7 protein-coding genes and 1 tRNA gene are annotated in these 7741 nt (G+C 46.0%); all 8 read left to right on the top strand.

Annotated features, from left to right (window positions below; translation table 11 throughout):
* The first annotated feature begins 114 nt into the window (after nt 1-114).
* Nucleotides 115-186, top strand: a tRNA-Met gene (locus tag AC3DOM_RS11730).
* 215 nt (nt 187-401) lie between these two features.
* Nucleotides 402-1100 carry a response regulator transcription factor gene (locus tag AC3DOM_RS11725; RefSeq protein WP_487919231.1) on the top strand — a complete coding sequence of 233 codons (699 nt, stop codon included), beginning with the start codon at nt 402-404 and terminating at the stop codon, nt 1098-1100.
* Between the two features lie 2 nt (nt 1101-1102).
* Nucleotides 1103-2521, top strand: a complete 1419-nt coding sequence (locus AC3DOM_RS11720; protein WP_487919230.1) for a sensor histidine kinase — start codon at nt 1103-1105, stop codon at nt 2519-2521.
* 435 nt (nt 2522-2956) lie between these two features.
* The gene (locus AC3DOM_RS11715; protein WP_487919229.1) at nt 2957-4747 is read left to right on the top strand and encodes an SLC13 family permease; all 1791 of its coding nucleotides are present in this window, start codon (nt 2957-2959) and stop codon (nt 4745-4747) included.
* 3 nt (nt 4748-4750) lie between these two features.
* The gene (locus AC3DOM_RS11710; RefSeq protein ID WP_487919228.1) at nt 4751-5302 is read left to right on the top strand and encodes a carbonic anhydrase; all 552 of its coding nucleotides are present in this window, start codon (nt 4751-4753) and stop codon (nt 5300-5302) included.
* Nucleotides 5303-6070, top strand: coding sequence for a TerC family protein (locus AC3DOM_RS11705; RefSeq protein ID WP_487919227.1), 768 nt, complete (start codon nt 5303-5305; stop codon nt 6068-6070).
* Nucleotides 6067-7104: a phosphotransferase family protein gene (locus tag AC3DOM_RS11700; RefSeq protein WP_487919226.1), complete on the top strand. Its 1038-nt coding sequence runs from the start codon at nt 6067-6069 to the stop codon at nt 7102-7104. Before AC3DOM_RS11705 ends, AC3DOM_RS11700 begins: the two co-directional genes overlap by 4 nt.
* A 4-nt stretch (nt 7105-7108) precedes the next feature.
* Nucleotides 7109-7741, top strand: a 633-nt coding sequence (locus AC3DOM_RS11695; protein WP_487919225.1) for a CNNM domain-containing protein, incomplete at its 3' end; no start/stop codon positions are given.

The raw sequence follows: 7741 nt of genomic DNA, 5'->3' as shown, positions 1-7741 counted from the left end.
CAAAAGGGGACATTTTAACTTGTCGGAAATAGGACATTACTACTTATCGCTAACACGCTAACACATTTTCTTGACACAGATATTCAACTCTGGTAGTATTGGCGGGCTAAGCGATGCGGGGTAGAGCAGTGGCAGCTCGTCGGGCTCATAACCCGGAGGTCGCAGGTTCGAGTCCTGCCCCCGCTACTCAAAAAAGCACCTGAAAAGGTGCTTTTTTCCTTTTTAGCTCCTATTTTATGAGAAATTGGCGTTTCTATGAACCTAAGCTCGTTAGGTTTTGTTAATTTAATTACAATTGCAAAGTGTATAATTCTGAAAAGTGTCTTTTATAAAATCGCTACTTTTGCCTCAAATGTTTCGAGGATGTACAAATATCAAGAAAACCACTCAAGGAATAACTAATGCCAGGAAAAATTATACTTATTGACGATGATGCCCTATTTCGGCGCAGCTTAAGTTTCCATTTAGCGCAAGCAGGTTATGATGTGCAAACAGCTGCCAGTGCTGAAGATGGTCTAATCTTCACTCGTGAAGAACCTGTTGATTTGATTTTGCTGGATATTGGGCTTCCTGGCATGGATGGATTGGAGGCATTACGCCATTTTAACGATCAGGTTGGTGTGCCAGTAATCTTTCTCACCGCCCGACGACGAGAATTGGACGAGATATTAGGCTTGGAACTGGGGGCTGATGATTACATCACCAAGCCTTTTGAGACAAGCGTTCTTTTGGCGCGGGTCAAAGCTGTGTTGCGCCGATCGCACAAAAAGCAACAAGTAATAACTACTCCTGAAGCATTTTCAGCCGGCGATATTGATATCGATCCTCGCTCCCATACAGTCAAATTGAAAGGAATACCCATAGAGCTAACACCCACTGAATTCAAATTGCTCAATACGCTCGCCCAACAGCCTGGGCATGTTTTTTCTGCGGATGATTTGTTGAGAAAAGTTTGGGGAATAGAATATGTAGGACAGCCTCAGGTGGTTTACGTTCATATTCGTGCATTGCGTACCAAACTTGAAAAAAATCCAAACAGACCTCAGCGGGTTTTGACAGTTCGGGGAGTTGGGTACAAGCTTGTACCTCAAGAGGTTTGATCATGCGCTCCTTACGAACTCGTTTACTCATCACTCACAGCCTGCCGCTTCTAATTATTATCTTTCTAACTGGTTTTGCGTTGGATTATGTAGTGGAAACGCGCATCCTGTTGCACAGTTTTGCCGATGAGTTGACCAACGAAGCGAAGATATTAGCCGAGCTAACTGCACACCAGTCAAATATCTGGGATGAAGCTCAAGAGGCACAAAACTATCTTATCAAGCTTGAACCGATCCTAAGACCCAATGTCTCCCTCTTTGATGTGCAGGGAAATTTCTTGGGCTCAACCGCGCCCTCTCTAAAACCCACTGATATATTTTTGCAAAAATTTGAAAAACTACTTTCCGAAGGTATTCTTATTCAGACAGCATATAGTCGTGATCTGGAAGCCAGCGTGGTGGATGTCTTTGTCCCTGTTCATGACGATTCTGATTCTCTTCTAGGTGTGATCCAGATGACCTATCATTTGAAAGATGTATACGGCCAGTTTATAGCACTCAGACGTGTGATTATTGGTGTTTTGACAGTCGGTATCTTTCTCGGGATAGGATTGGCGCTTTTCCTGGCTGTGAATATGAGCCGTGCATTGCGAGAAATTACAGAGTCAATTCACCAACTGGCTGCCGGAAAAGAAGTTGACTTGCCCGATGAACAAGGTCCAGAAGAAGTTCGTGATCTAATTCAAACAATAAAAGCACTTGTCACCCGTCTGCACACCCTTGAAACCACTCGCCGAAAGTTGCTCGCCAATCTGGTGCATGAGATTGGTCGTCCTTTGGGTGCGTTATTACCAGCCGTCCAGGCATTGGAAGCAGGTGCGATTGAAAACAAGGTTTTGCGTCAGGATTTATTGGCTGGGATGGAGGATGAACTTGGCATTCTTCGTCGATTACTGGACGATTTAACCGGTTTATACGATCAATCCGTAGGCTCATTTGTGCTGGAAGATCGGCTGATAGACCTAAATAAGTGGCTACCCAATCTCTTTCATACCCAACGAGAGGTCGCCCGTGCCAAAGGATTACACTGGCAGAGTAATATTTCAGATAAGTTACCCATGATGAAGATAGACCCTGAACGACTAGCGCAGGCTATTGGAAACCTTGTAAATAATGCCATTAAATTTACATCACCGGGAGGCACGATTATCGTAGGGGCTGGTGTCCAGGCTAATGAAGTCTGGATCCAAGTAGAGGATACAGGTTTTGGTATTCCAACTGAAGATCAGGGCTTTGTGTTTACCCCATTTTTTCATGGACGCAGGGAAACTCGATTTCCTCAAGGGATGGGCCTGGGATTGAGCATTGCCCATGATTTAGTAGCAGCTCATCAAGGTCGCTTAGAATTTGAAAGTGTTCCGGGAGAGGGAAGCTCCTTCACAATCTGCTTACCAATTTTATCCAAAGAGTTGATGGAGTGATAAAAAACCGTGTCGCACCCCTGCGTTCGCAGCGGAGCGGAGGGTGTGATTTAGGCTTGAGTGCCACACCCAAACAGATTCGCATCCTGAACAGGGAGATGTCTACGCCCGCGAAAATGCCTTGATTTTAGGACGCCTTATGAGGTATTCTTTGAACATCAATCTGTTGCTCTTACAAGTTGAATCCAAGTCCTAAAAATAACCTTAAGGTAAACTTTAGGTTGTTTTTAGGTTACCATAAGGACGCTTGGGAGCATATCAGGTATTCTTCTTTTCTGATGGATATTTTTTTGATAAGGTCATATGACAAGGCAGTGGAGCATTTTTTTCGCTATTGGGTTCTATCTGTCCCAGGGATAAGTATTTGACACAAGAAAACCCACTCATCCTGGTTATTCTAGCCATTCTAGTAAGAGCGCATATAGGACAAAATCCATGACTTCTGAAATTGCCCTCACTTTAGCCATCATCGCTGGCGCTTTGATCGTGTTTGGCACCGAAAAATTGCGCGTGGATGTTGTCGCCCTGCTTGTGCTCATCACCCTTGGATTGACAGGTCTGGTCGGTCCCAAGGAGGTCTTTGCAGGGTTTTCTAATTCGGCAGTCATTACCGTGTGGGCAGTATATATCGTCTCAGGGGGCTTGTTCAAGACCGGTGTTGCCGATATTCTGGGAAAGTTCATTTTGCGACTCTCTGGGAATAGTGAAATCCGCCTGATCACAGTCATCATGTTAACCTGCGGCCTGATGTCCGCTTTCATGAACAATGTTGGGGCCACCGCGATGTTGTTACCGGCTGTTGTTAGCGTGGCGAAGCAGACCAAAATTCCGGTCTCAAAGCTCTTGATCCCGCTTTCGTTCTCATCCCTGTTGGGGGGCACAATCACCCTGATCGGCACCCCTGCCAATATTCTGGCAACCAGCATCTTGGCTGAAAAAGGCCTGCCTACCTTTGGTTTCTTTGATTTTATGCCTATTGGAGTGGTTGTTTTAGCCACGGGTGTTCTCTATATGATTGTCATTGGAAGACACGTTCTTCCAGTCCGACAACCACCAGGTGATGCCCAGGTAAAAGGGGAGTTGCGCAAATATATTGGTGAAGTGCGCGTCTTACCGGATGGAAAACTGGCCGGCTGTACCTTGCTGGAATCTAAATTGGGCGCGGATTTCGACTTGACGGTCATTGCTATGGTGCGGGGCAGTAAAACCATCACGAAATTGGAGCGCGATACGCTTATCCAACCGGATGATATTCTATTGATCGAAGGTTCCACCGAAAACCTATTGCGCGCAAGAAAAGAATTAGGGCTGGAAATTGCTAATATAAACAAAGAACATGCTGAGTTGGACAAACTTAGCGAAATAGAGATTGGCATTGTGGAAGCAACTCTGGCACCGCGTTCATCTGTGGAAAATCGCAGTCTGCGTTCGTTGAATTTACGCGAGCGCTACGGTTTTACGGCACTAGCGATTCGACGGCAAGGCAAGATTATCACTGAACGTTTGAGTGATTTAGATTTGAAATTTGGCGACGACTTAATACTCCAGGGTCCGCGCCGCCGCGCATCTGCTTTGCAATCGAAGAACGATTTTTTGGTCTTAGAGCCGCTCAATATCCCTGAAGACCGTCGCCGCAAGATGCCCATCGCAGTTGGATTGATGCTGCTCGTAATTGGCTTGGTCTTATTTGCAGGCATAGACATCTCTCTTGCAATGGTGATGGGTGCGGTTGGGATGGTTATTTCCCGCTGCCTGAGCATGGACGAGGCCTACGCCAGCATCGACTGGCGTACGGTTTTTCTGGTGGCGGGTATGTTGCCTTTGGGGGCAGCTATGGAAACCACCGGAACAGCCCAATACATCGCCGACCTGATGTTGAACACCATTGGCAGCATGGGTCCGCTGGCAGCCTTGGCTGGGATATATTTGCTGGCTGCTTTAATCACCCAACCCATGTCCAATGCCGCGGCGATAGTGCTGGTGGTTCCAATCGCGCTGGATACGGCCATGAGCCTGGGTGTCAATCACCTGACATTTACCCTGGCTGTCGTCATCGGGGCGGCAACCAGTTTCCTGACGCCAGTGGGTCATAAGGCCAACGTTTTGGTTTTCGGCCCTGGAGGTTATAAATTCTTCGATTATGCCCGGGTGGGTGCATTACTGACTCTTTTCCTGTTCATCGTCACCATGATTTCTTTACCGATTTTCTTCCCGCTTTTTCCCTGACCTATGAACCGACTTATTTCCGTATCCACATTAGATGATATTGCGCCAGAATACCAAAACACCCCAATTGGGCTTATGTTGGAATACCATAATCTTAATCGTCCTCTCGACATTTACACGCAAGCGCATCTGTTGATTGGCATGTGTATGGATAACCGCAAACGATTGCGAATACCCGACAATTTTGCTTATATCATTCGTTCGGGTGGAGGTAATCTGAGCCAGAGTGAATTTAAGGTTTCTTATGCTATCGCTGTCGGCGGAGTGAGTTCAATCGCGCTCGTCGGACATAATAATTGCGGCATGGTTGGTTTGGCTGCTAAGAAAGAAAAATTTATAAGCGGGCTTGTAAAGAAAACTGGGTGGGAAAAAGGCAGGGCAGAAGAACATTTCATGCGCTTTGCACCCAGTTTTGAAATCAGAAATGAGATTGACTTTGTTTTGAGCGAAGCAAAGCGCTTACGTTTGCTCTATCCAGGCATTCAGGTGGCACCCATATTATATAGGGTGGAAGACAATCTGCTTTATATGGTTCGTGAACAGGAGAAAAGTTAAATGGAATGGCTGACAAATCCCGAAATCTGGATAGGGCTTATCACGCTCACTGTTCTGGAAATTGTTTTAGGCATTGATAATGTGGTTTTTATCAGTATCTTGGCGGAAAAACTGCCTGAAAATCAGCAAGCAAGAGCAAGACAAGTCGGTCTCTCTCTTGCTTTGATAACGCGTATCGCGTTACTTCTTTCTTTAGCCTGGATTATTGGGCTGACCGCACCCATCTTCACCATCTTCGGGAGAGCCGTATCGGGTCGTGATTTTATTTTGATTGGAGGCGGTTTATTCTTACTGGCGAAGAGCACACGTGAAATCCACGACAAACTGGAGGGCGCGGAGGGTCACGCCAATAAACGGATTTCGCCATCTTTTGGCAGTGTCATTATCCAAATCCTTCTACTGGATATTGTCTTTTCACTTGACTCCGTCATCACCGCAGTTGGCATGGTAGAAGAGATTGGGGTGATGATCGCTGCTGTAGTAGTTGCTGTGATCATTATGCTTGTTTCAGCAGAAGCGATTAGTAATTTTGTGAACCGACGACCAACAATAAAAATTCTGGCTCTCAGCTTTCTCTTGCTAATCGGCATGGCATTAATTATGGAGGGGCTGCACCAGCCTATCTCTAAAGGCTATATTTATTTTGCGATGGGTTTTTCCATCTTCGTGGAAATGATCAATCTGCGTGTCAGTGCAAAAAAAGCAGCCAACCCTATCAAACTAAGACAAACTTACTCCACTGAAAAGATTTCTGGAGAACCCAAGTGAATGCTATTTTGATAGATTCTCCGACAACTCTCTTATCCCCGCCCATAATCCCTGGCGATAATCAGGCTGGCGACTGGCTTTCCTTGCCCAACCCTGACCCAATCACGGATTATATAACCGCTTCTTTCTTGGAAGAGGAAGTTGCCTCCCAAAGTTGGCAGGTAGCCCGTTTTTCCCGCTCTGCGTATGTATACCGTGAAAGAGTAACTGACTGGAAAATTGTCGCCAAATTTCATGCGCCCAAAAAGGATAAAGATGCCAACCGGCACGCAGAGCGTGAGCATCGACTAACGCAGCAAGTCTGGGAAAATTTAGGATTTAATCTTGAGTTCCGATCTGTTCAACCGCTGGGGTTATGGAAAGGCATTTTATTTTTAGAATTTGTAGAGGGTCTTACACTGGAAGACAAAATAGCTGTTCGGCGTAGCCAACCTGGCGAATTGCTTCGTGTTATCGAAGCTACAGCCGTTTTTTTTGCGAAACTGCATGGGAACGAAAGCAAGCCTAAATCTACGTCTGATTTCGGACAAGCGGCAGATTACGCATATGAACTGGTCGATAATCTGACAAAACAGGGTGTACTCCAAAATTGTCCCAGCGTCCAAAGTGGATTAGGGGATCTCATAGAAAAGTGGGTCACGGATCCCATAATGTGGGATTACCAACCAACCCAAAATCATGGGGACGCGACTACATCCAATTTTATTTTCCCCCCCGAAGGTGGTGTTGTAGCCATTGATTGGGAACGTAGTGAAAGAGCAGACCCGGCAGCCGATTTGGGACGCCTGATGGCTGACGTAACTCATAGCGTCATTCAATATGGAGGCAATTTTACCGAGGGCGTGGATATTTCCAATGCTTTGGCTGCCGCGTATTGCAATCAGATGTCTTCGAACTGGGATACAGTGAGCTTTGCGTATCGAGCCAGGTTTTACCAGGCCATCGGCACACTGCGAATTGCCCGCAATAGGTTGCTATCACGCCAGGACAAGTTGGCTTTGGTCTTGCAGGCTTTTGCTTTACTTTCTAAGTAGGTTGATGTTATCTGTAATGGTTTTTATCGGTGTATTAATCTTGGCAAATGGTTTTTTCGTTGCGATGGAAATGGCGTTGGTAACTGCACGCGGAACACGTCTTGAAATAATGGCAGAAGATGGTGATGACAGGGCCACTCAAGTATTGGCTATCCAAGATCAACCAGGAGATTTTCTGGCTACCGTGCAAATTGGTATTACTCTGGTGGGAACAGCTGCTTCAGCCGTTGGTGGAGCCAGGTTAGTTCAGATGCTCTCCCCATTGATCGCCCGAGTTCAAGAACTAGCACCATACTCAGATAGCTTGGCATTGGGATTAGTGATCATCTCTATTACCTTTTTAACCCTTGTTTTTGGCGAATTAGTGCCCAAACACCTGGCCTTGCGAAATGCAGAAGCTATTGCGATGGCAATTACCACTCCCCTTAAAATTCTTTCTCGTCTCACCCATCTACCCATGCGCATGCTTTCTTTCTCAAGTGAGGCAGTATTAAAACTCATCGGTAGCACTGACATACAAAATCCGTCTACCAGCTCAGAAGAAATCGAACTACTTGCAAAGCAAGGAGTCGCAGAGGGCGTAATTCACTCAACAGAAGAGAGGTTGATTAATAGTATCTTTCATTACACTACAAGT

This window comes from Candidatus Desulfolinea nitratireducens, from assembly GCF_982879505.1.
Note: the sequence above shows the minus strand (reverse complement) of the source record. Positions and strands in the feature narration are given on the sequence as shown.

Excerpts from the sequence above, each read along its gene's own strand:
- AC3DOM_RS11720 (WP_487919230.1), top strand. The coding sequence starts at position 1,103 with ATGCGCTCCTTACGAACTCGTTTACTCATCACTCACAGCCTGCCGCTT.
- AC3DOM_RS11725 (WP_487919231.1), top strand. The coding sequence starts at position 402 with ATGCCAGGAAAAATTATACTTATTGACGATGATGCCCTATTTCGGCGC.
- AC3DOM_RS11715 (WP_487919229.1), top strand. The coding sequence starts at position 2,957 with ATGACTTCTGAAATTGCCCTCACTTTAGCCATCATCGCTGGCGCTTTG.
- AC3DOM_RS11705 (WP_487919227.1), top strand. The coding sequence starts at position 5,303 with ATGGAATGGCTGACAAATCCCGAAATCTGGATAGGGCTTATCACGCTC.
- AC3DOM_RS11710 (WP_487919228.1), top strand. The coding sequence starts at position 4,751 with ATGAACCGACTTATTTCCGTATCCACATTAGATGATATTGCGCCAGAA.